Below are 21,442 nucleotides of genomic sequence, written 5' to 3' on the forward strand. Positions count from 1 at the left end.
TTGATTGTCACCCCCATCAATTCGAGGTGGTAACCACGATGCGAAGCATGGCGTCAAGCTCAAGTAAATAGAGCTCGACGCCCCCGGTTTCATGAGGTTTTTATAGCAGCAGGCAGGCTTTGGGGAAAAAACAGCGACAGAATTCCGATTTGTGCACGCTTGTTGCATTCACCCCCGTATCGTCTATAAGCGCTCCGCTGGAAGTGGAAGCCTTAAGGCCAATAAAACAGTGGCAGGATTGCCCGATGGAGATTCAGGTGCAGGACAAGGGACTCTTTTTTACCGACGCTCAAGCCATGGAAAACAACGATGAAGTTGTCAGTCCGATTGCGTCGGAATTGTGAATTTGCGACATCTACCCAGTCATTTGCGACACACTCGTAAAGAAGCTGAAAGGTTAGATACGCAAGTATCGCCAACATGGTCGGCGTGATATAAGTTTGCGCCGACACAAAAAGAAAGAGCCGCCCGGATAATAAAACAGGCGGGACGGCAGTACTCTTCTAAAACCAAAGGAGCAAATCACGATGCGCGTGATGAAGTGGAGCATGATCGCACTGGCAGTTGCAGCAGCAGCCAGTACTCAAATGGCTACGGCCGCACCGTTTGTAAGTGACCAGGCTGAAGCCAAAGGTTTTGTTGAAGACGCCAAGTTCGACTTGCTGCTTCGCAACTATTACTTCAACCGTGACCGCAGAGACGGCGCAAACGACCAGAAAGACTGGACACAGGGCATCTGGGGCAATTTCAGCTCCGGTTATACTCAAGGTACCGTAGGTGTCGGCGTTGATGCATTCGGTTATCTGGGTATCAAACTGGACGGTGGCGACGGCACAACTGGCTCGGGTAACCTGAGCCGCGACTCCCAAGGCCGCAACCACGACGACTTCGGCAAAGCCGGTGCCGCCGTTAAAGTTCGCATCTCCAAAACTGAACTGAAGTTCGGTGAGATGCAGCCAAGCACCTCTCCAGTATTCGCTATCGGCGGTTCTCGTCTGCTGCCTCAAACCGCTACCGGTTTCCAACTGCAGAGCAGCGAAATCAAGAACCTGGACCTGGAAGGCGGTCACTTCTACTCGGCCTCCAGCCAGGATGAGATGAACAGCGATGGCGAACTGTGGGCGAACTACGCCGGCGTTACCGCTAAAACCGCAGACTATGCTGGCGGCAAGTACGGGTTCACCGAGAACCTCAGCGCATCGTTTTACGGCGCCCAGCTGGAAGACATCTGGAACCAGTACTACGCCAACCTGAACTACACCATCCCAATGGGTAGCGATCAGTCGATTAACCTGGACGGTAACATCTACAACACCCAAGATACCGGTTCCGCCAAAGCAGGCGAGATCAGCAACACCACGTTCTCGCTGGCTGCTGCTTACTCGTTCCTGAAAGCACACACCGTTACCGTGGCCTTCCAGAAAGTTAACGGCGACGTCCCGTTCGACTACATCGGCGTGGGTGACAACAACCGCGGCGGCGACTCGATCTTCCTCGCCAACTCCATCCAGTACTCTGACTTCAACGGTCCTAACGAGAAGTCTGCTCAGGTCCGTTATGACCTGAAAATGGCTGAGTACGGCGTTCCAGGTCTGAGCTTCATGACCCGTTACGTAAAAGGTTGGGACATCGACGGCACCAACACTCCAACAGGCAGTGCTTACGCCGGCCTGTACGGTGAAGATGGCAAGCACAACGAAACCAACCTGGAAGCCAAGTACGTTGTTCAGACTGGCCCGGCAAAAGATCTTTCCTTCCGCGTTCGTCAAGCATGGCACTTCGCTAATGGCGACCAGGGCGAAGGCGATATCAAAGAGTTCCGTCTGATCGTCGACTACCCGCTGTCGATTTTGTAATTGCCGTTAGCTACTTCGCGGTAATCAAAAAAGGCCCATCTTCGGATGGGCCTTTTTTATTGGCTACAGCATTGTGTTTAAGGGTTCAGCTCTTGCAGAACAAGTCTGACCGAGAGGTCAAACATGAGACCCATTATTACGCCGTTGCCGACTCCTGAACCATTCGAATAACCCGCTGCGGAAATGGAATATCGATACCGGCAGTCTTCAAACGATCACGGGATTGTTCGTTAAACATGAACATCACATTCCAGTAGTCAGCGGTCTTCACCCACACCCGCAGGGAAACAGTGATCGAACTGTCGCCCAGTGTCGAAATCACCGCTTCCGGTGCCGGATCAGCCAGTACGCGCGGGTCTTTGGCCAGTTCCAGCAATACTTCACGGGCCTTTTGCAAGTCCGCTTCGTAAGCCACACCTACATCGAATATCACCTTGCGGGTCGGCTGACGGTTGGTATTGGTGATGATGCCGTTCGACAGATTGCCGTTAGGCAAAATGATGGTTTTGTTATCGCCGGTGCGCAGTACAGTGTGGAAGATCTGGATGCTGTCGACGGTACCGGCAACACCTTGGGCTTCGATCCAGTCACCGATGCGGAACGGGCGGAACAACAGAATCAGCACGCCGCCAGCGAAGTTCGCCAGGCTGCCCTGCAACGCCAGACCGATCGCCAGGCCAGCAGCACCGATCGCCGCGACGAACGAGGTGGTTTCCACGCCGATCATCGACGCCACACTCACGATCAGCAAAACCTTGAGGATGATGTTCGCCAGGCTGCTGATGAAACCTTGCAGCGCCAGGTCGGCATTGCGCAACGCCAGCAGGCCGCCGAGTTTTTGCGTCACCTTGTTGATCAGCCACCAGCCGACAGCCAGGGTAATCACCGCCAACAGCACGCGGCTGCCGTATTCCATGATCATTGGAATCCAGGCTTGGGATGCCTTGACCAGGTTGTCCACTTCAGCATTCAAATCCATCTTTTTTCTCCTGATTTCCGGCTACCCGGCACGCAAAAAATGAGCGGCAGAAAGACCGAACCCATGAAGAATTCAATCGTTTCTGCCGTTGCTTGGGCCTCGGACGTCGAAAACGCCGAGAGGTTCCCGCTTGAAAAGTCAGTCGCGGAAGTTATTGAACTGTAGCGGCATATCGAAGGATTTGGCGCGCAGGGCCGCAATCGCTTCTTGCAGGTCATCACGCTTCTTGCCGGTGATGCGCACTTGCTCGCCCTGGATGGCGGCCTGAACCTTGAGCTTGGCGTCTTTGACGTGAGCGACGATTTTCTTCGCCAGCTCTTTGTCGATGCCTTCCTTGAGGACCGCTTCCTGCTTCATCAACTTGCCCGACGCGTAGGCATCCTTGACTTCAAGGCACTGCACGTCGATTTTGCGCTTGACCAGGGCCAGCTTGAGGATCTCGATCATCGCTTCGAGCTGGAAATCGGCTTCCGCGGTCAGGTTGACGGTCAGGTCCTTTTCCTTGAACTCGAAGGTGCCTTTGCCTTTCAGGTCATAGCGACGATCGAGTTCCTTGACGGCGTTCTCGACCGCGTTGGTGACTTCGTGTTTGTCCAGTTCGGATACCACGTCGAACGACGGCATGTAATCTCTCCAATAAAAAGGCACGCTCGATAACGATGGAGCGCGCTTGGCTTGCGGTTAAAATCGGGCTCATTATAACGGGTCTTTTCCAACCGATACTGCGAGCCTCACATGCCAGCGTCAAACCGAGCAAAAAGCTGATGTCCACTCCTTGGCATATTCTGGGTGCCGGCAGCCTCGGCACCCTTTGGGCCACACGTCTGGCGCGGGCAGGTGTGCCGGTCAGGCTGATCGTGCGGGACTCGACACGCTTGCAGGCCTATCGGACGGCGGGCGGTTTGACGCTGGTCGAACACGGCGAAGCGCAGCTGTATCCGGTGCCCGGCGAAACACCTGACAGCGACGAGCCCATCAGCCGCCTGCTGGTGGCCTGTAAAGCCTACGACGCCGTAACAGCCGTGGCCCGCCTCGCCCACCGCCTGACACCGAACGCCGAACTGATCCTGCTGCAGAACGGCCTCGGCAGCCAGGACGCGGTTGCCGCGCAGGTGCCTCAGGCGCGCTGCATTTTCGCCTCCAGCACCGAAGGCGCATTTCGCGAGGGTGACTGGCGTGTGGTATTCGCCGGCCACGGCTACACCTGGCTGGGCGATGCGAGCCATCCAGTGGCGCCGATCTGGCTGGAGGAGTTGAGCGCCGCCGGTATTCCCCATGAGTGGAGCACCGATATCCTCACAAGGCTGTGGCGAAAACTGGCGCTCAATTGTGCGATCAACCCGCTGTCCGTGCTGCACGAATGTCGCAACGGCGGTTTGCAGCAGCATCATGGCGAAGTCGCCGCCCTGTGCGTCGAGCTCACCGAGCTGCTAAAGCGCTGCGGCCAGCCAGCAGCGGCGCAAAATCTGCGGGAAGAAGTCGAACGAGTGATCCAGGCCACGGCGGCCAATTTCTCCTCGATGTATCAGGACGTCGCAAATCAGCGCCGCACCGAAATCAGCTATCTATTGGGTCATGCCTGCAAAGTCGCGTCCCAGCATCAGTTGGACCTGCCCCACCTCAGTCAATTGCAGGAGCGCCTGACTGTTCATCTGCGCAGCCTTGGATTGCCCAGCGACTGAGCAGCGGCTACGCTGGCCACTTGTTCCTTTTTAGCGATGAACCTGATGCCATTGCGCCAGCGCCTTGAAAACCTTCCAGTCGGCCAGAAATTGCTGGCCGCCCTGCTGGTGCTGTTGACCACTGTTTTGTTGGTCGCCAACCTGACCTTTATCAGCGCCGCCTATTACATCTCCCAGGAAAGCATGGCTCCCCAGGCCTTGCAGACCATCGGCCGACTGGTGTCCAACCCGAGCCTGGTGTCCGATGCGCTGAAATCGCCGCAAAACGCCGAGCGCTTGCTCAACGAACTCAATAGTTATACACCGCTGCGCGCGGCGGCCATCTATGACGGCAAGGGCGTGCGTCTGGCGCAACTGCAACACGGCGACGAATTGAGCCTGCCAGCGCATTTCCGGCACCTGGAAGCCTGGCAAGCCACCGAGTTCCGTAACAATCAAGTCATCACCCTGCCCCGCCCCGGTACTGCGCCAGGGCATTTGCTGCTGGTGGCCAGCAGCGAATTGCCGATGGCGTTCTATACCGGGACCCTGACCGCCAGCCTGGGGATTCTGATTTTCAGCGTGCTGTTATGGCTGGTGATCGCCCGGCAGATCAAACGCCTGATCACCCGACCGATCCATCAGCTCGAAGAATTGTCCCGGCAAGTGACCCGGGAAGAGAACTACGCCCTGCGCGCCTCCCGTGGCAACCACGACGAAATCGGCAGCCTCGCCGAAGCCTTCAACACCATGCTCTCGCGCATCGAGGCCCGGGAGCAGCAGCTCAAGCGTGCCCGCGACGATTCTCAGGCCGCTTATGACCAGGCTCAGGGGCTGGCGGAAGAAACCCGTCACACCAACCGCAAGCTGGAACTGGAAGTTCAGGTGCGCAGCAAGATCGAAAAGAAACTCACCGGCTTCCAGAACTACCTCAACAGCATCATCGACTCCATGCCGTCGGCCCTGATCGCCCTCGACGAGCAGCTCTACGTGACCCAGTGGAATCAGGAAGCCAGCGCCCTGTCCGGCACGCGCCTCGCCGAAGCCTTGAACCAGCCGATCTTCCTCGCCTTCGAACCGCTCAAGCCGTTCCTGCCGCAGCTCAGGCAAACCGTCGAGCAGCACACAGTGGCGAAGATCGAACGCGTGACCTGGCTCAAGGACGAAGAGCCCCGGCATTACGCCCTGACGTTCTACCCGTTGATGGGCGGTGCCGGGCGCGGTGTGGTCATCCGGATCGACGACATCACTCAGCGGCTGTCCCTGGAAGAAATGATGGTGCAGTCGGAAAAAATGCTCTCGGTTGGTGGTCTCGCCGCCGGCATGGCCCACGAGATCAATAATCCGCTGGGCGCGATCCTGCACAACGTGCAGAACATTCGTCGGCGCCTGTCGCCCGATCTGCCGAAAAACCTCGAACAGGCCGAGCAACTCGGCATCGAGCTGGAAACGGTCAACCAGTACCTGATAGCTCGCGAAGTGCCGCAGTTGCTCGATGGCATTCAACAGGCTGGCGCACGGGCGGCAAAAATCGTGACGCACATGCTCAGCTTCAGCCGACGCAGTACCCGGCAGATGGCGCCCTGCGATTTGCCGGCGTTGATCGATCAAGCGGTGGAAATCGCCGGCAACGACTTCGACCTGGCGATCGGTTTCGACTTCAAGGGGCAGGCGATCATTCGTCAGTTCGATCCGGCGTTGGGCCCGGTGCCCGGCACTGCCAACGAACTGGAACAGGTGCTGCTCAACCTGCTGAAAAATGCCGCGCAAGCCATTCATCAACGTACCGACGACCGCGAGCCGGGGCGGATCATTCTGCGGACAAAACTGAACCCGCCGTGGGCAGAGATTCAGGTCGAGGACAACGGCATCGGCATGAGCGAGAGCGTGCGCAAACGTACGTTCGAGCCGTTCTTCACCACCAAGGAAATCGGTCAGGGCACCGGTCTGGGGCTCTCGGTTTCGTACTTCATCATCACCAACAACCACAAGGGCCAGATGGAAGTGCAATCGACGCCGGGCCAAGGCACCTGTTTCACCTTGCGCCTGCCGTTGTCAGGCGCTCCGGTGGTTTCCCAAGAACTCAATCAGCTGTCGAGGTAACCATGGGCTTTCGCTTGTCGAAGATTTACACCCGCACTGGCGACAAAGGCGAAACCGGGCTCGGCGATGGCCGCCGGGTGCCCAAAGACCATCCGCGCATCGAAGCCATTGGCGAAGTCGATACGCTGAACAGCCAGGTGGGCGTGTTGTTGGCCGGGCTGGCAGCGCAAAGTGAAACGTATCCGGGGTTGAACGAAATCATCGAGGTGTTGGCGCCCTGCCAGCATCGGTTGTTCGACTTGGGTGGTGAGCTGGCGATGCCGGTGTATCAGGCACTGAACACGGCGGAAATCGAGCGGCTGGAAGCGGCGATCGATGTCTGGAATGAAGAGTTGGGGCCGCTGGAGAATTTCATTCTGCCCGGCGGTTCGGCGTTGATTGCCCAGGCTCACGTTTGCCGCTGCCTGGCGCGCAGTGCCGAGCGGCGCTGTCAGCAGTTGAATGCGATCGAACCATTGGCCGGAGTTGGACTGGCGTATATCAATCGGTTATCGGATTTGTTGTTTGTGGCGGGACGGTTGATTGCCAAGCGTCAGGGGGTTGCCGAGATTTTGTGGCAGCCTGCGGCGAAACCCGGGGTGTAGTAACTGATCCCCAGCTCTGCGTGGGAATGCAGCCCGGGATGCTCTGCGTCCCAATCAAGAGCCGAACGCGGAGCGTCCGTTGAGGCATTCCCACGCAGAGCGTGGGAATGATCGGGTGCTATGCCTCAGGCCAAAACGCCCGAATCCCCGCCACACCCTGCGCGCCCGCCTCCCAGGCTTTCTGCCGCTCTGCCGGGCCAACCCCTCCCAGCAAAAACACCGGCTTACTGAAGCCCTCGATCAGGGTTGAGGCCTGTTCCCACCCCAGTGGCAGAGCATCCGGATGAGTCTGCGTCGGCTGCACCGGCGACAGGGTCACGAAGTCCACGCCCATTTGCTCGGCCAGCGCCAGTTCTTCAGCGTTGTGGCAAGACGCGGCCAGCCAGCGTGACGCCGGTAGCGGACGCCCGGCCGCCGCGTACTTGCGCAACTGTGCCGAGGTGATGTGCCAACCGGCGGACGGGAAGTCCCCCAGCCATTCAAACGGCCCCTTGATCATCAACTGCGCCTTGCCGGCACATAACCCCGCCGCATCCACCGCCAGATCGCGGTATTGCGGGTCGTAGCCGTTGGGGGCGCGCAATTGAATCAGCTTGATGCCGCCAGCGATGGCTTTCTGAATACCGCGCAGCAAGGCCGGGGTTTCCAGGCCCTCCGGAGTGATCAGGTAGTCGCCGGGCAAGCGAGCAGCGGCGACGATCGGCTGGTTGGCGGCCGGAAATTCGTAATCCACCAGTTCCCGCGCGGTCACCCACGCCAAAGGCTGACCTTCGGCACCGTGGGGTTCGCCGGCAAATGCCGAGACTTCCCAGACATCCAGCAGCACTTGCTTATCCGGGTAATCGTGGCGGACCTTGATCATCGGCCGCGCAGCATTGACCACAATGCCCAACTCTTCGTGAAGCTCGCGAGCCAGGGCCGTTTCGACGGACTCGTCATCCTCGACCTTGCCACCAGGGAACTCCCACAGACCGCCCTGATGCTGGGTGTCGGCACGGCGGGCAATGAGGATTTTGCCGTTGCTATCGCGGATAACCGCAGCGGCTACGTGAACTCGTTTCACTGCTTTATTGCCTCCAGATCAGCGTAGCGCCGAGCCTTGAAGGCCGGCCATTGGTAGAGGGTTTCAAGGTCGCGCAGGGACCAGCACGTATGCAGTTTATCGCCGATGATCAAGTGAAGACTCATGTTCGGGCGCCTTTTTGGTAAGTGGAACAGGCCAGAATTTTTAATGTCTGGCCGTCCGTCATCGCGGGCAAGCCCGCTTCCACAAAGACCGAGTCAACCGCACGACCCTGTGGGGCGGGCTTGCCCCCGATAGGGTCGACGCGGTCTTAAGTACGGTACTCGGCGTTGATCTTCACGTATTCGTGGGACAGATCAGTGGTCCAGATGGTTTCGCTGCAATCGCCACGCCCCAGTTCGATGCGGATGGTTATTTCTTCCTGCTGCATTACCGCAGCGCCCTGGGCTTCGGTGTAGGTGGCGGCGCGAGCGCCACGGCTGGCGATGCACACGTCACCGAGGAATACGTCGATCTTGCTCACGTCCAGGTTCGGTACGCCGGCACGGCCCACGGCGGCCAGAATGCGGCCCCAGTTCGGGTCGGAGGCGAACAGCGCGGTTTTGATCAGCGGCGAGTGAGCCACGGTGTAACCGACGTCCAGGCACTCCTGATGATTGCCGCCGCCGTTGACTTCCACGGTAACGAACTTGGTAGCGCCTTCACCGTCGCGCACAATGGCCTGGGCCACGTCCATGCACACCTCGAACACCGCTTGCTTCAACTTGGCGAACAATTCACCTTCGGCGCGGGTGATTTCCGGCAGAGCAGCCTGACCGGTGGCGATCAGCATGCAGCAGTCATTGGTCGAAGTATCGCCGTCGATGGTGATGCGATTGAACGACTTGTTGGCGCCGTCGAGCAGCAGGTTTTGCAGCACATCGCGGGAGACTTTAGCGTCGGTGGCGATGTAGCCGAGCATGGTCGCCATGTTCGGACGAATCATGCCCGCACCTTTGCTAATGCCGGTGACGGTGATGGTCACGCCGTCGTGCTGAAACTGGCGGCTGGCACCCTTGGGCAGGGTGTCGGTGGTCATGATGCCGGTAGCGGCGGCTTCCCAGTTATTCACCGACAGGTCGTCGAGAGCGGCTTGCAGCGCGCCTTCGATCTTTTCGACCGGCAGCGGCTCGCCGATCACACCGGTGGAGTACGGCAGCACGAGATTTGCATCGACGCCGGTCAGCTCAGCCAGCTTGGCGCAGGTGCGCTCGGCGGCTGCCAGGCCTGGTTCGCCGGTGCCGGCGTTGGCATTGCCGGTGTTGGTCAGCAAGTAACGTACCGGGCCTTGCACACGTTGTTTGGCCAGGATCACGGGAGCGGCGCAAAAAGCGTTCAGGGTAAACACGCCCGCCACTGTGGAACCTTCGGCGCAGCGCATGACCACGACATCCTTGCGCCCAGGGCGTTTGATGCCGGCCGAGGCGATACCGAGTTCAAAACCGGCAACCGGGTGCAACGTTGGCAAAGGACCAAGACCAACAGCCATGAATGCGCTCCTTAAAGTAGTGTCTGCACCGCCATTACCCCGTTCTCTTAACGTGGTGCGGTGGTTTAAATGGCAAAACGCCGCGACGGCATAAGCCGGTCGCGGCGCGGGTATTTCAGCGTATGAAACGGGTTTACTGGATCTGCCCGTGGCAATGCTTGAACTTCTTGCCCGAACCGCAGTAGCACAGCTCATTGCGGCCCAGCTTCTGCTCGTTGCGCACCGGTGCGGTGGCGGTGGCGAGGGCTACATCGACCTCTTCACCCAACACTTCCGGTTGCTCCAGGCCAGGGGCTTCGTCGTGCTGGAACTGCATGCGCGCAGCCAGTGCCTCGGCTTCCTGACGCAGACGAGCTTCTTCTTCGATCGGATCTTCGCGGCGGACCTGAACGTGCGACAGCACACGGATCGAGTCGCGCTTGATGGAATCCAGCAGTTCGGAGAACAAGGTGAACGACTCGCGCTTGTATTCCTGCTTCGGGTTCTTCTGCGCATAACCACGCAAGTGGATGCCGTGACGCAGGTGATCCATGGTCGACAGGTGGTCTTTCCACAGGTCGTCCAGTACGCGCAGAACGATTTGCTTCTCGAAGGTGCGCAGTGCTTCGGCACCGGCCTGGTCTTCTTTCTCGTTGTACGCGGCGATCAGCTCGTTCATCAGCTTTTCGCGCAGGGTCTCTTCGTAGAGGTGATCGTCTTCGTCCAGCCATTGCTGGATTGGCAATGCCACACCGAAGTCGCTCTGCAACGCTGCTTCCAGACCGGCCACGTCCCACTGCTCAGGCAGCGATTGCGGTGGAATGTGTGCGCTGACGGTTGCGTTGAGCACGTCCTGACGGAAATCGGCGATGGTTTCGCCGATGTTGTCGGCAGCCAACAAACTGTTACGCATGTGATAGATCACTTTACGTTGTTCGTTGTTGACGTCGTCGAACTCGAGCAGTTGTTTACGGATGTCGAAGTTGCGGCCTTCAACCTTGCGCTGAGCCTTCTCGATGGCGTTGGTCACCATGCGGTGCTCGATCGCCTCACCGGACTGCATGCCCAGCGCCTTCATGAAGTTCTTCACCCGGTCAGAGGCGAAGATGCGCATCAGGCTGTCTTCCAGCGACAGGTAGAAACGGCTGGAACCGGCGTCGCCCTGACGACCGGCACGACCACGCAACTGGTTGTCGATACGGCGCGATTCGTGACGTTCGGAAGCGATCACCTGCAAACCGCCCGACTCCAGCACTTGCTGGTGACGCTTCTGCCAGTCGGCCTTGATCTGGGCAATCTGCTCAGGGGTCGGGTTTTCAAGCGAAGCGACTTCCACTTCCCAGTTACCGCCCAACAGGATGTCGGTACCACGACCGGCCATGTTGGTGGCGATAGTCAGCGCGCCCGGGCGACCGGCCTGAGCAATGATTTCGGCTTCTTTTTCGTGGAACTTGGCGTTCAGAACCTTGTGTTCGATGCCTTCCTTCACGAGCAGGCTGGACATGTGCTCGGACGTTTCGATGGTGGCGGTACCCACCAGCACCGGACGGCCCTGAGCCATGCATTCCTTGATGTCATTGATGATCGCCGCGTATTTCTCCTCGGCGGTCAGGAACACCAGGTCGTTGTAGTCTTTACGCGCCAACGGTTTGTTTGGCGGGATGACCATGACCTGCAGGCCATAGATCTGGTGGAATTCGAACGCTTCGGTGTCCGCGGTACCGGTCATGCCGGACAGCTTGTTGTACAGACGGAAGTAGTTCTGGAACGTGGTCGATGCCAGGGTCTGGCTTTCGGCCTGGATGTTCAGCCCTTCTTTCGCTTCGATGGCCTGGTGCAGGCCTTCGGACAAACGGCGACCGGGCATGGTACGGCCGGTGTGTTCGTCGACCAGTACGACCTGACCGTCCTGCACGATGTATTCGACGTTGCGATTGAACAGTTTGTGCGCACGCAGACCGGCGTAAACGTGGGTCAGCAGACCCAGGTTATGCGCCGAATACAGGCTCTCGCCTTCAGCCAGCAGGCCGACGCGGGTGAGCATGTCTTCGATGAACTGGTGACCGGCTTCGTTGAGTTCGACCTGGCGGGACTTCTCGTCCACGGTGTAGTGGCCAGCCTTGGTGACTTCGCCTTCGACTTCTTCGACGTGCAATTCCAGCTGCGGGATCAGTTTGTTGATCTCGATGTACAGCTTGGAGCTGTCCTCGGCCTGACCGGAGATGATCAGCGGGGTACGGGCTTCGTCGATGAGGATGGAGTCGACTTCGTCGATCACGGCAAAATTGAGTTCGCGCTGGAATTTTTCTTCCATGCTGAACGCCATGTTGTCGCGCAGGTAATCGAAACCGAATTCGTTGTTGGTGCCGTAGGTGATGTCGGCGGCGTAGGCGGCACGCTTCTCTTCCGGCGGCTGGAAGGGCGTGACCACGCCGACCGTCATGCCAAGGAATTCGTAGAGCGGACGCATCCAGTTGGCGTCGCGGCGGGCCAGGTAGTCGTTCACCGTCACAACATGCACGCCCTTGCCGGACAGCGCATTGAGGTAAACGCCCAGTGTTGCCACCAGAGTCTTGCCTTCACCGGTACGCATTTCCGCGATCTTGCCTTCGTGCAAGGTCATGCCGCCGATCAGCTGGACATCGAAGTGGCGCATACCCATGACGCGCTTACCGGCTTCGCGGGCGACCGCAAAGGCTTCTGGCAGCAGCTTGTCGAGGGTTTCCCCTTTGGCGAGGCGAACCTTGAACTCGTCTGTCTTGGCACGCAATTGATCGTCCGAAAGGGCCACCATTTGCTCTTCGAAGGCATTGACGAGCTGCACCGTCTTGAGCATGCGCTTGACTTCACGCTCGTTCTTGCTTCCAAAAAGTTTCTTTAACAAAGGCGCAAACATATCGGCAGGATCTTCCACACTAAAGGGATGGAGGGCGGCCCCGTGAGTCGCCCGTGCAGCCCTCATGGCCGCATGCGAACGAGTATTCTACCCGGAAACGATGGTGAGGAAAGTGGCGTTATTCCACGATGCATGCACTGCGCTGTGACGGGGCTCACTTGAGATAAGGGCATTTTGCTGAACTTCAACCCATCAAGGGCACAAGTTACTTGTTGATTTAATGGGTAAAGCGCTCGCAAAGCAATGGGGCGGGGGCAGCGGGTGCTTTCTGTTAACATGGCCGCTCTGTTACTTCAGGTGTTTGATCATGGCATTTCGCCCTCTCACGGCCAGAGCCCCCGCCGTTCTGCTTCGCGAAGCCAAACCGCTGAAAGCCATTTTTGGCCATGCTCAACGCCTGGGCCATTTACAACGTCTGGTGGAAAGCCAGTTGCAGCCAGCAGCCCGCGAGCATTGCCATGTGGCATCGTGGCGCGAAGGCAGTTTATTGCTGATTGTCACCGACGGCCACTGGGCCACCCGCCTGCGCTATCAACAAAAGCGTCTGCAACGGCAATTACAGCTGTTCGACGAGTTCGCCAGCCTGACGCGGATTTTGTTCAAGGTTCAACCGCCTACCGTTCAGCAGGGGGCTGCGGGGCATACGATAAATTTGTCGACCGATGCGGCGGCGACCATTCAGGCGACGGCTGACGGGATTACCGACCCGAATCTAAGGGCGGCACTGGAGCGGTTAGCGGCGCACGCCAAACCCAAAACCTGAAATTGACACATACCCCGCAGGAGCGAGGCTTGCCGGCGAAGCTTTTGGCGGTCTCAAGGACCTCTTCGCGGGCAAGCCTCGCTCCTACGGGGGGTTGTGTTCAATCAAAGGCTTTCAGCGGCGTTTGCTGCCACCGAGCAATGACCCCATCAACCCGCGTACCAATTGTCGGCCCAATTGATTGGCCGCCTGTCGCATCGCTGATTTCAACGCCTGGCCTGCCGCTGTGCCAAGGAATTCCCCGGCCTGTTCGGTGAAACTCGGCTCTTGAGGTACAGGTTTGCCCGGCGCGGTTTCAGGAGCCGGCGCCAGGCCTTTGCGCCCCATCAGCACTTCATACGCCGATTCGCGATCGACCGGTTTATCGTAACGCCCCTTGAACGGCGAACCGGCAATCAGCACGGTGCGCTCTGTCTCGGTCAGCGGCCCGATCCGCGATTGTGGCGGTGCAACCAACACGCGCTGGACCATCCCGGGCGTGCCCTTGTCCTGCAAGGTGCCGACCAGCGCCTCACCGATTCCCAATTCAGTCAATACCGACAAGGCATCAAATGCCGGGTTCGGCCGGAAACCGTCGGCCACTGCGCGCAGGGATTTCTGCTCTTTGGCGGTAAAGGCACGCAAACCGTGCTGAATACGCAACCCCAGTTGAGCCAGGACATCATCCGGCAAGTCGCCCGGCGACTGGGTGACGAAATACACGCCCACGCCTTTCGAGCGGATCAGTCGCACCACTTGTTCCAGACGCTCCTGCAACGCCTTGGGGGTATCGGCGAACAACAAGTGCGCTTCGTCGAAAAACAGCGCCAGCAGCGGTTTCTCGGCATCGCCACGCTCTGGCAATTGCTCGAACAGTTCGGCCAGCAGCCAAAGCAGGAACGTCGCATAGACCTTCGGCGCTTCATGCACCAGACGGCTGGCATCGAGCAAGTGAATGCGCCCGCGACCATCCACGGCCGGTTGCAACATGTCTTCCAGTTGCAGCGCCGGTTCGCCGAACAATGCTTCGGCGCCTTGCTGTTCCAGCGTTGCCAGACGGCGCAACAGTGCCTGGCTGGAACCGGTGGTCATCAGCGCCGCGTCATCTCCCAGCAATTCGGGGCTGTCACGCAAGTGATTGAGCAGCGCCTTCAAGTCCTTCAAATCCAGAAGCAACAACCCTTCGCGGTCGGCCACCTTGAACGCGGCATAGAGTGCCGACTGCTGACTGTCGGTCAATTCCAGCAGGCTGCCGAGCAGCAACGGGCCCATTTCGCTCAAGGTTGTGCGCAGTGGATGACCGGACTGACCGTTAATGTCCCACAGGGTCACTGGATACGCCTGAGGCTTGTGGTTCAGCCAAGGCATGCCGGTGATCCGCTCGGCGACTTTGCCTTGAGGGTTGCCGGCAGCGCCCAGGCCGCACAGGTCGCCTTTGATGTCCGCTGCGAACACCGCCACGCCGGCGTCGCTGAAAGCTTCGGCCAGACGCTGCAAGGTGACGGTTTTACCGGTCCCGGTAGCGCCCGCTATCAGCCCGTGACGGTTGGCCAGGCGCATGGCCTGGGCGATGGACTGGCCCGCGAGGTCGGCGCCGATAATGAGTTGCGATGAGTCAGGCATTTTGTCACCCATGGTTAATCTTTGATCCTTCATGGCCGATAACAAGCGAGAGACCAGACTGAAGATAGCGTCGGTAATTCCCTAAGGAGAGGTGGAAATATCAGCTTACTTTCAACACTGCCCATTTTGCGCGCCCTTATAAAAGCACGCCCTGGACATTAAGACTTTAGCGGACCCCCAAGCCATGAATAAAAATCTGCGCTTCAGCCATAAAATACTGCTTGCCGCCGCCCTCATCGTTATTGCCGCCTTCGCCTCGTTCACGTTGTACAACGACTATCTGCAGCGCAATGCGATACGCGACGATCTGGACAACTATCTGCAAGAGATGGGTAGCGTTACGGCCAACAATATCCAGACCTGGCTGGCCGGACGCAGCCTGCTGATCGAAAACCTGTCACAAAACGTCGCCCTGAACGCTGACATCGACAATGTCTCCAGATTACTTGAGCAGAAGGCCGTGACCTCGACCTTCATGGGCGCTTATCTGGGCAACCAGGATGGCACCTTCATCATCCGCCCTGACAGCAAGATGCCCGACGGCTATGACCCTCGCGTCCGGCCCTGGTACAAGAGCGCCCAAAGCACCGGCGGCTCGGCACTGACCGAACCGTACATCGATCTGGCGTCCGGCCAGCTGGTCATTTCCATCGTCAACAGTGTGCTCAAGGACGGTCAAAGCATCGGCGTGGTCGGTGGCGACTTGAGCTTGCAGGTGATCGCCGACAGCCTCAATGCGCTGGACTTCGACGGCATGGGTTACGCCTTTCTGATCAGCGCCGATGGCAAGATCCTGGTTCACCCGGATAAAGCGTTGGCGATGAAGACCCTGAGCGAGGCGTACCCGAAAAACACCCCGCGCATCAGCAGCGAACTCAGTGAAATCGACGTCGACGGCAAGACTCGCATCGTCACGTTCACCCCGATCAAAGGCCTGTCTTCGGTCAATTGGTACATCGGGCTGTCGGTGGACAAGGACAAAGCCTTCTCGATGCTCAGCGAATTCCGTGCCTCGGCAGTCGTTGCCACCCTGATTGCCGTGGCGATCATCATCGCCTTGCTCGGCATGCTGATCCGCATCCTGATCCAGCCGTTGCACGTCATGACCCGCGCCATGGAAGACATCGCCGACGGTGAAGGTGACCTGACCAAGCGCCTGAGCATCCAGAATCAGGACGAATTCGGCATCCTCGGCACGGCGTTCAACCGCTTCGTGGAACGGGTTCATGCCTCGATTCGCGAAGTATCCTCGGCCACCGGCCAGGTCAACGAAGTGGCGTTGCGTGTGGTGGCCGCCTCGAACTCGTCGATGTTCAATTCCGACCAGCAAGCCTCGCGCACCAGCAGCGTTGCCGCGGCCATCAACCAGCTCGGTGCCGCGGCCCAGGAAATCGCCCGCAATGCCGCGCAAGCGTCAAGTCAGGCCAGCGATGCGCGCAGCTTGGCCGAGGATGGCCAGCAAGTGGTGGATCGCAGCATTGCCGCGATGAATCAGTTGTCGAAGATGCTCAGCGCCTCGAGCACCAACATTGAATCGCTGAACAGCAAAACCGTGAACATCGGGCAAATTCTCGAAGTCATTACCAGCATCTCCCAGCAAACCAACCTGCTGGCGCTCAACGCGGCCATTGAAGCGGCGCGGGCCGGTGAAGCCGGGCGCGGTTTTGCCGTGGTGGCCGACGAAGTGCGCAACCTGGCGCACCGCACACAAGAGTCGGCACAACAGGTGCAAACCATGATCGAGGAACTGCAAGTGGGCGCCCGGGAATCGGTCAGCACCATGAGCGACAGCCAGCGCCACAGCCAGGACAGCGTGGAAATCGCCAACCTGGCCGGCGAACGGCTGAACAGTGTGACGGTGCGCATCGGCGAAATCGACGGTATGAACCAGTCGGTGGCCACCGCGACCGAGGAACAGACGGCGGTGGTTGAGTCGATCAACGTCGATATCACCGAAATCAATACGCTGAACCAGGAAGGCGTGGAAAACCTGCAATCGACGTTGCGAGCGTGCTCGGACCTTGAACAGCAAGCTTCGCGATTGAAGCAGTTGGTGGGCAGTTTCCGGATTTAGTGCCTGAACTGGCCCCTTCGCGGGCAAGCCCGCTCCCACAGGGATCTCTGTCGTACACACAATATGTGTCCACCGAAGATCATTGTGGGAGCGGGCTTGCCCGCGATGAGGTCCACCCAGATACCACAAATCCCACTATCGCGTCCCACCCGCAAAACCCCAAACGAACATCTATCCTTCATATAGGTCAACCCAAGGGAGAACAAACGGACCGGAGGAATGTTCATCGTGCATATCGCTGACATAACCATGTTCTACGCCCCTGCCAGCGGTGGCGTGCGCACTTATCTGGATGCCAAACACCGTCGCCTGGGCAGCAAGCCAGGCATTCGTCACAGTTTGCTGATTCCTGGGGCTCATTTGAGTGAACAGGATGGCATTTACACGGTTCCGGCCCCTGCCCTGCCTTTTGGCAAGGGTTATCGCTTCCCCCTCCGCCTTGCGCCGTGGCGCAATGTCTTGCAGGACTTGCAACCTGACTTGATTGAAGCCGGCGACCCTTACCTGACTGCCTGGGCAGCCTTGGACGCCAAGCGGCAACTCGACGTCCCGGTGATCGGTTTTTATCACTCGGATCTGCCGTTGCTGGTCAGCAACCGCATGGGCAATTGGGTGACACCCAATGTCGAAGCTTATGTCAGCAAACTGTATGGCAACTTCGACCGGGTTCTGGCACCGAGTCAAATCATGGCCGATAAACTGATCGGGTTGGGCGTGAAGAACGTTTTCGTACAACCACTGGGCGTCGATCTGCAAACGTTCAACCCCAATGCACGGGATCCAGATTTGCGGGCCGAATTGGGCATCGATGAAAATACCCATCTGCTGATCTTCGCCGGCCGTGGCTCCAAGGAAAAAAACCTGCCGGTGTTGCTCAAATGCATGAAACGCCTGGGTCGTCGTTACCACCTGTTACTGGTGGGTTCGTCAATGCCGACCCTGGTGCCGCGCAATGTCACCGTCCTCAACGAGTTCTACCCGGCAGCGCAAATCGCGCGCTTGATGGCCAGTGCCGATGCGCTGGTGCATGCCGGCGATCAGGAAACCTTTGGCCTGGTGGTCCTTGAAGCCATGGCCAGCGGCATTCCCGTGGTGGCCGTGGCGGCCGGGGCTTTTCAGGAAATTGTCACCGAGCAGTGCGGCCTGCTCTGCGCGCCGAACAATCCAGCCGCCATGGCCAACGCGGTGCGCGAACTGTTCAGCCAGGGCAGCGCCGCGCTGGGCAAACAAGCCCGTAGCCATGTCGAGCAGCATTACGCCTGGGACATCGTCGTCGATAGCCTGCTGGGGCACTATCACGCGGTACTCGGCACTCAATGGCCACTGATCGCCAATGGTTGAGCCCATGAATGCGCCCAGCCTGTTATTGGTACTGCACGACGTTGCGCCGCAAACCTGGCCCGATTACCAAGCCTTTGTCGAAGCCGTCGACGCACTGGGCGGGGTACCGATCACTTGGCTTGTGGTGCCCGATTTACACAAACATAACGACCTGGCTGGCTATCCGGCGTTTCGACGTTTGCTGGCCCAGCGCATCGCTCGCGGCGACGAACTGGCCCTGCACGGTTACTTCCATTGTGATGAAGGGCCGATCCCCGTCACTCCCCGGGACTGGTTCATGCGCCGAATCTACACCCATGAAGGCGAGTTCTACGACCTGTCTCTGGAAGCCGCCCTGTCCCGCCTGCGGGCTGGAATCGAGGTGTTTCACCGTTATGACTGGCCACTGGAAGGTTTCGTCGCCCCGGCCTGGCTGATGAGCGAAGGCACCCGCCAGGCCTTGCGCCAGTTACCGCTGCGCTACACCAGCGACTCGCAGCATCTGTATCGTTTGCCGGATTTCACCGCGATCGATGCCCCCGGTCTGGTCTGGAGCGCGCGCAGCGCCTGGCGTCGCGGCCTGTCGAAAATCGTCAGCGATCAGCGCCAACAACGTTGGCGCCAGGCGCCGGTAATACGTCTGGGCCTGCACCCGGTGGACATGCGTCATGAGTTCTCACGTCATTACTGGCTGCACACCCTCAAGCGCTTGCTCGACGAGGGACGTGTGCCGATGACCAAGGCCAACTGGCTAAAACAGCAACGCGACGTCGTCGGTCGTGCCGCATGAGCCGCGGGATTGTGCTGGTCGTCGCCCTGCTCGCTGCGGTGCTCATTCCGTCGTTGCTGGGCGGCGGCGAGACATGGTCGCGGTTGCAGAGCTTTCCGCTGAAATGGTTGCTGGTCATGTTCGGCATGATTCTGCTGTGCTGGATGCTCAACACCCTGCGCTTGCGCCTGTTGCTGGGAGACCAGCGCGGCAAGATCAGTCCGGTAAAAAGCCTTGGGGTGGTGATGTCTGCCGAATTTGCTTACTGCGCTACTCCCGGCGGCAGTGGCGGACCACTGACCCTCATGGCCCTGCTGGCACGCCATGGCATACGACCGGCCAGGGGCAGCGCCGTGTTCGCTATGGACCAATTGAGCGATCTGTTGTTTTTTCTCTGCGCGCTGAGCGGGATTCTGATTTATGCACTGTTCCAGCACCTCAGTCAGCGCATGGAATGGCTGCTGACCGTCAGCGCCATCTCGATGTTCGGTGGACTGTTCAGCTGCGTATTAGCGGCCCGCTACCACCGCTCGCTGATTCGGCTGGGTGGTCGGTTGCTCACTCGTCTCAATGTCAAAGGCACCACCCGGATGCGCTGGGCGCGAAAACTCCTGCACTTTCTGGCGGCATTCACTGACACACTGAAGTTGCCCTTTCAGACATTGATCACGGTGTTTGCACTGACCTGCCTGCATTGGCTCTTGCGCTATAGCGTGTTGTATCTGGCCTTGCGTGGGCTGGGCACGGACTTGCAGTGGGCCTGGTGTTTTCTGATCCAGATGCTGTCGCTGAGTGCAGGGCAGTTTAGCCTGTTGCCGGGCGGTGCCGGAGCGGCGGAGCTGACATCGGCGGCGCTACTGGCGCCCATGGTCGGGAAGTCCACCGCGGCGGCGGCCATTCTGATCTGGCGTACAGTGACTTATTACTTTTACCTGGTGATCGGTGGCCCGGTGTTTTTGCTGATGCTCGGGCGGCCATTGCTCAGGAAGCTGATGAAGCTCAAACAGGCTTAGAAGATCGCCTGTGGCGAGGGGGCTTGTCGGAACGCCGCATCGCCCCGTTCGGCGGCGCAGCCGTCGCAAGACTAGCACCCAAGGGATACCTGAAAGAATGCCGGGGGCCGCTTCGCTGCCCAACGGGGGCAAGCCCCCTCGCCACAGGGGATTTTTTTCAGGAGTCTGCGGATTCATCCTCTGAATCGCCCTGCAACTGCTCCCACAACTCGGCGGCACCGGGAAACTCCGTGCCATCTTCGGGGCTCAGGTCATCCGGGTCATAGCGACTCAAACAACCCTCGCCCAATGTGGCGGGTGCTTTGGAAGCGGCTTTGTCCAATGGATCGGCCATGGTCATGTTCTCAGTGCAAAAACGGCGAAGGGCCTGAAGCGATTGAACGCCCAGGCCCTTCGAATTTCAACCGTATCGCTATCCGCTATCAGAACACCACGGTTTTGTTGCCATGCACCAGCACCCGGTCTTCCAGGTGATAACGCAGGCCACGGGCCAGCACCATTTTCTCGACATCACGACCGAAGCGAACCATATCTTCAATACTGTCGCTGTGACTCACGCGCACAACGTCTTGCTCGATGATCGGACCGGCGTCCAGCTCTTCGGTGACATAGTGGCAAGTGGCACCGATCAACTTCACACCGCGCATCGAAGCCTGGTGATACGGCTTGGCACCGACGAACGACGGCAAGAAGCTGTGGTGAATATTGATGACTTTATGAGCATATTCGCTGCACAACTCGGGCGGCAGAATCTGCATGTAACGGGCAAGTACCACCACTTCCGCTTCGTGCTGTTTGACCAGGCGCGAAACTTCGGCGAAGGCCGGTTCCTTGTTCTGTGGATTGACCGGGACATGGTAGTAGGGAATACCGTGCCACTCGACCATGCTGCGCAAATCATCATGGTTGGAAATCACACAGGCGATTTCACAATCCAGTTCGTCGCTGTGCCAGCGGTGCAGTAAATCGGCCAGACAGTGGGATTCACGGCTGGCCATCAACACCACGCGTTTCTTCTGCTCGGTGTCCGTGATGCGCCAATCCATCGAAAACTCTTCGGCAATCGGTGCAAACGCTTCGCGAAAGGCTTCGATACCGAAAGGCAGCGAATCGGCCCGAATTTCGTGACGCATGAAGAACCAGCCACTCAGGTTATCCGAGTGGTGGCTCGCTTCAGTGATCCAGCCATTATGTGACGCCAGAAAGTTACTGACTTTAGCAACGATGCCGACGCGGTCCGGGCAAGCAATCACCAGCCGAAAAGTGCGCATGAGGGGAAACTCCAGAACTT

Annotated in this window: 18 protein-coding genes and 1 pseudogene; 10 read left to right on the forward strand and 9 right to left on the reverse strand. The window is 58.8% G+C overall.

All coding sequences use genetic code 11. The annotated features are described in order from the left end of the window. Window positions 1-527: 527 nt before the first annotated feature. Window positions 528-1,856 carry an OprD family porin gene (locus tag BZL43_RS10160; protein WP_095632186.1) on the forward strand — a complete coding sequence of 443 codons (1,329 nt, stop codon included), beginning with the start codon at window positions 528-530 and terminating at the stop codon, window positions 1,854-1,856. A 136-nt stretch (window positions 1,857-1,992) separates the two neighbouring features. On the opposite strand, the gene BZL43_RS10165 is transcribed toward BZL43_RS10160, so the two are convergent. Then, window positions 1,993-2,835, reverse strand: a complete 843-nt coding sequence (locus BZL43_RS10165) for a mechanosensitive ion channel family protein (RefSeq protein WP_095632187.1) — start codon at window positions 2,833-2,835, stop codon at window positions 1,993-1,995. A gap of 138 nt (window positions 2,836-2,973) precedes the next feature. Next, complete coding sequence (locus tag BZL43_RS10170; RefSeq protein WP_095632188.1) at window positions 2,974-3,459, reverse strand: YajQ family cyclic di-GMP-binding protein; 486 nt, start codon at window positions 3,457-3,459, stop codon at window positions 2,974-2,976. 140 nt (window positions 3,460-3,599) lie between these two features. Here BZL43_RS10170 and BZL43_RS10175 point away from each other — a divergent pair, with 140 nt between their 5' ends. Genes BZL43_RS10175 through BZL43_RS10185 form a run of 3 tightly spaced genes read left to right on the forward strand, consistent with a single transcriptional unit; the run spans window position 3,600 to window position 7,183 of the window. Then, window positions 3,600-4,517: a putative 2-dehydropantoate 2-reductase gene (locus BZL43_RS10175; protein ID WP_095632282.1), complete on the forward strand. Its 918-nt coding sequence runs from the start codon at window positions 3,600-3,602 to the stop codon at window positions 4,515-4,517. A 45-nt stretch (window positions 4,518-4,562) separates the two neighbouring features. After that, the gene (locus BZL43_RS10180) at window positions 4,563-6,599 is read left to right on the forward strand and encodes a HAMP domain-containing sensor histidine kinase (RefSeq protein ID WP_095632283.1); all 2,037 of its coding nucleotides are present in this window, start codon (window positions 4,563-4,565) and stop codon (window positions 6,597-6,599) included. Between the two features lie 2 nt (window positions 6,600-6,601). Beyond that, a complete protein-coding gene (locus tag BZL43_RS10185) occupies window positions 6,602-7,183 on the forward strand; it encodes a cob(I)yrinic acid a,c-diamide adenosyltransferase (protein ID WP_095632189.1) in 582 nt (193 codons plus the stop codon). A gap of 118 nt (window positions 7,184-7,301) precedes the next feature. Here the strand turns inward: BZL43_RS10185 and BZL43_RS10190 are convergent, their stop codons facing one another. The 4 genes from BZL43_RS10190 to secA all read right to left on the reverse strand — a co-directional run bounded on the left by BZL43_RS10190 (window position 7,302) and on the right by secA (window position 12,610). Next, on the reverse strand, window positions 7,302-8,246 hold the full coding sequence (locus BZL43_RS10190; protein WP_095632190.1) for a Nudix family hydrolase: 945 nt from the start codon (window positions 8,244-8,246) through the stop codon (window positions 7,302-7,304). Continuing rightward, entirely contained in the window at window positions 8,243-8,371 is a 129-nt protein-coding gene (locus BZL43_RS28555; protein ID WP_256582833.1) for a hypothetical protein, read from the reverse strand. The genes BZL43_RS10190 and BZL43_RS28555 overlap by 4 nt, the downstream gene beginning before the upstream one ends. 146 nt (window positions 8,372-8,517) lie before the next feature. Beyond that, window positions 8,518-9,735, reverse strand: coding sequence for a bifunctional glutamate N-acetyltransferase/amino-acid acetyltransferase ArgJ (gene argJ, locus BZL43_RS10195; RefSeq protein WP_095632191.1), 1,218 nt, complete (start codon window positions 9,733-9,735; stop codon window positions 8,518-8,520). A 133-nt stretch (window positions 9,736-9,868) separates the two neighbouring features. Next, a complete protein-coding gene (gene secA, locus BZL43_RS10200; protein WP_095632192.1) occupies window positions 9,869-12,610 on the reverse strand; it encodes a preprotein translocase subunit SecA in 2,742 nt (913 codons plus the stop codon). 307 nt (window positions 12,611-12,917) lie between these two features. Here secA and BZL43_RS10205 point away from each other — a divergent pair, with 307 nt between their 5' ends. Continuing rightward, window positions 12,918-13,373: a DUF721 domain-containing protein gene (locus BZL43_RS10205; protein ID WP_007906612.1), complete on the forward strand. Its 456-nt coding sequence runs from the start codon at window positions 12,918-12,920 to the stop codon at window positions 13,371-13,373. A 114-nt stretch (window positions 13,374-13,487) separates the two neighbouring features. Here BZL43_RS10205 and BZL43_RS10210 read toward each other — a convergent pair whose 3' ends face one another. Next, window positions 13,488-14,975, reverse strand: coding sequence for a helicase HerA-like domain-containing protein (locus tag BZL43_RS10210; protein ID WP_095632284.1), 1,488 nt, complete (start codon window positions 14,973-14,975; stop codon window positions 13,488-13,490). A 184-nt stretch (window positions 14,976-15,159) separates the two neighbouring features. On the opposite strand from BZL43_RS10210, the pseudogene BZL43_RS28800 reads away from it, so the two are divergent. The 5 genes and pseudogenes from BZL43_RS28800 to BZL43_RS10230 form a co-directional block, all read left to right on the forward strand. Then, window positions 15,160-16,191: pseudogene (locus BZL43_RS28800) on the forward strand (cache domain-containing protein); the annotation flags it as partial. A gap of 93 nt (window positions 16,192-16,284) precedes the next feature. Continuing rightward, a complete protein-coding gene (locus tag BZL43_RS28805) occupies window positions 16,285-17,049 on the forward strand; it encodes a methyl-accepting chemotaxis protein (RefSeq protein WP_371916211.1) in 765 nt (254 codons plus the stop codon). A gap of 219 nt (window positions 17,050-17,268) precedes the next feature. Further along, on the forward strand, window positions 17,269-18,390 hold the full coding sequence (locus BZL43_RS10220; protein WP_095632194.1) for a glycosyltransferase family 1 protein: 1,122 nt from the start codon (window positions 17,269-17,271) through the stop codon (window positions 18,388-18,390). After that, window positions 18,383-19,159, forward strand: coding sequence for a DUF2334 domain-containing protein (locus BZL43_RS10225; RefSeq protein WP_095632195.1), 777 nt, complete (start codon window positions 18,383-18,385; stop codon window positions 19,157-19,159). Before BZL43_RS10220 ends, BZL43_RS10225 begins: the two co-directional genes overlap by 8 nt. After that, window positions 19,156-20,151: a lysylphosphatidylglycerol synthase transmembrane domain-containing protein gene (locus BZL43_RS10230; protein ID WP_095632196.1), complete on the forward strand. Its 996-nt coding sequence runs from the start codon at window positions 19,156-19,158 to the stop codon at window positions 20,149-20,151. The genes BZL43_RS10225 and BZL43_RS10230 overlap by 4 nt, the downstream gene beginning before the upstream one ends. A gap of 157 nt (window positions 20,152-20,308) precedes the next feature. On the opposite strand, the gene BZL43_RS28275 is transcribed toward BZL43_RS10230, so the two are convergent. Together BZL43_RS28275 and purU are read right to left on the reverse strand one after the other, a co-directional pair. Beyond that, a complete protein-coding gene (locus BZL43_RS28275; RefSeq protein ID WP_168185080.1) occupies window positions 20,309-20,485 on the reverse strand; it encodes a hypothetical protein in 177 nt (58 codons plus the stop codon). Window positions 20,486-20,573: 88 nt separating this feature from the next. Further along, window positions 20,574-21,422: a formyltetrahydrofolate deformylase gene (gene purU, locus BZL43_RS10235; protein ID WP_007903852.1), complete on the reverse strand. Its 849-nt coding sequence runs from the start codon at window positions 21,420-21,422 to the stop codon at window positions 20,574-20,576. Window positions 21,423-21,442: the final 20 nt, after the last annotated feature.

The sequence above is a fragment of the Pseudomonas sp. PICF141 genome (assembly GCF_002286815.1).
In the GTDB taxonomy this organism is placed as follows: Bacteria; Pseudomonadota; Gammaproteobacteria; order Pseudomonadales; family Pseudomonadaceae; genus Aquipseudomonas.

Coding starts and splice junctions, on each gene's coding strand:
- BZL43_RS28805 (WP_371916211.1), top strand. CDS start 16,285: ATGTTCAATTCCGACCAGCAAGCCTCGCGCACCAGCAGCGTTGCCGCG.
- BZL43_RS10160 (WP_095632186.1), top strand. CDS start 528: ATGCGCGTGATGAAGTGGAGCATGATCGCACTGGCAGTTGCAGCAGCA.
- argJ (WP_095632191.1), bottom strand. CDS start 9,735: ATGGCTGTTGGTCTTGGTCCTTTGCCAACGTTGCACCCGGTTGCCGGT.
- BZL43_RS10185 (WP_095632189.1), top strand. CDS start 6,602: ATGGGCTTTCGCTTGTCGAAGATTTACACCCGCACTGGCGACAAAGGC.
- BZL43_RS10180 (WP_095632283.1), top strand. CDS start 4,563: ATGCCATTGCGCCAGCGCCTTGAAAACCTTCCAGTCGGCCAGAAATTG.
- BZL43_RS10220 (WP_095632194.1), top strand. CDS start 17,269: ATGTTCATCGTGCATATCGCTGACATAACCATGTTCTACGCCCCTGCC.
- purU (WP_007903852.1), bottom strand. CDS start 21,422: ATGCGCACTTTTCGGCTGGTGATTGCTTGCCCGGACCGCGTCGGCATC.
- BZL43_RS10175 (WP_095632282.1), top strand. CDS start 3,600: ATGTCCACTCCTTGGCATATTCTGGGTGCCGGCAGCCTCGGCACCCTT.
- BZL43_RS10225 (WP_095632195.1), top strand. CDS start 18,383: ATGGTTGAGCCCATGAATGCGCCCAGCCTGTTATTGGTACTGCACGAC.
- BZL43_RS10205 (WP_007906612.1), top strand. CDS start 12,918: ATGGCATTTCGCCCTCTCACGGCCAGAGCCCCCGCCGTTCTGCTTCGC.
- BZL43_RS28275 (WP_168185080.1), bottom strand. CDS start 20,485: ATGGCCGATCCATTGGACAAAGCCGCTTCCAAAGCACCCGCCACATTG.
- BZL43_RS10230 (WP_095632196.1), top strand. CDS start 19,156: ATGAGCCGCGGGATTGTGCTGGTCGTCGCCCTGCTCGCTGCGGTGCTC.
- BZL43_RS10210 (WP_095632284.1), bottom strand. CDS start 14,975: ATGCCTGACTCATCGCAACTCATTATCGGCGCCGACCTCGCGGGCCAG.
- BZL43_RS10165 (WP_095632187.1), bottom strand. CDS start 2,835: ATGGATTTGAATGCTGAAGTGGACAACCTGGTCAAGGCATCCCAAGCC.
- BZL43_RS28555 (WP_256582833.1), bottom strand. CDS start 8,371: ATGAGTCTTCACTTGATCATCGGCGATAAACTGCATACGTGCTGGTCC.
- secA (WP_095632192.1), bottom strand. CDS start 12,610: ATGTTTGCGCCTTTGTTAAAGAAACTTTTTGGAAGCAAGAACGAGCGT.
- BZL43_RS10170 (WP_095632188.1), bottom strand. CDS start 3,459: ATGCCGTCGTTCGACGTGGTATCCGAACTGGACAAACACGAAGTCACC.